Here is an 842-nt window from a genome sequence, read left to right on the forward strand (position 1 = left end):
AGGCCGGTGACCGTCCCGGCCTTGTGCGCGGTCAGCGGCTGTTCCATCTTCATGGCCTCGATCACGACCACCGTGTCGCCCTCGGCGACCTCGGCGCCCTCCTGGGCCACGAGCTTGACCACGGTGCCCTGCATCGGCGAGACCAGCGCGTCACCGCTCGCGGCGACCGCGCCCCCGCCCTTGCGCGAGGCCCGCTTCCTCCTGCCGCCCCCCGCGGCCGGAGCGGCGGCCGTGGCACCCAGGCCGGCGGGCAGCACCACGTCGACGCGCCTGCCTCCCACCTCCACGGTCACGGTCTCCCGGTCGGCCTCGACCGGCTCGCCCGGGGTCCCCGACCACGGCTCGATGCGGTTGTCGAACTCGGTCTCGATCCACCGGGTGTGCACACCGAACGGCTGTTCGGGGTCGGTGGGGGCGAAGGCCTCGTCGTTCACCACGGCCTGGTGGAAGGGGATGACCGTGGGCATCCCGCCCACGCCGAACTCCGCCAGCGCGCGACGCGAGCGTTCGAGCGCCTCGGTGCGGGTGCGTCCGGTGACGATGAGCTTGGCGACCATGGAGTCGAAGGCCTGCGGGACGGTGAAACCCGCCTCGCAGCCGGTGTCCACCCGCACGCCCGGACCCGTGGGCAGTGCCAGCTCGGTGATGGTGCCCGGCGCGGGCATGAAGTTGCGACCCGCGTCCTCGGCGTTGATGCGGAACTCCAGGGAGTGCCCGCGCACCTCGGGGTCGGTGTAGCCCAGCTCCTCGCCGTCGGCGATCCGGAACATCTCCCGGACCAGGTCGATGCCGGTGACCTCCTCGGTCACCGGGTGCTCCACCTGGAGGCGGGTGTTGACCTC

Annotated in this window: 1 protein-coding gene; it reads right to left on the reverse strand. The window is 72.7% G+C overall.

All coding sequences use genetic code 11. The features are described from left to right. Positions 1 to 842 (reverse strand): biotin/lipoyl-containing protein (locus PFX91_RS23040; RefSeq protein WP_285735230.1); only part of this gene is annotated, 842 nt, incomplete at both ends.

The sequence above is a fragment of the Nocardiopsis sp. ATB16-24 genome, from assembly GCF_030271535.1.
Lineage (GTDB): Bacteria > Actinomycetota > Actinomycetes > Streptosporangiales > Streptosporangiaceae > Nocardiopsis.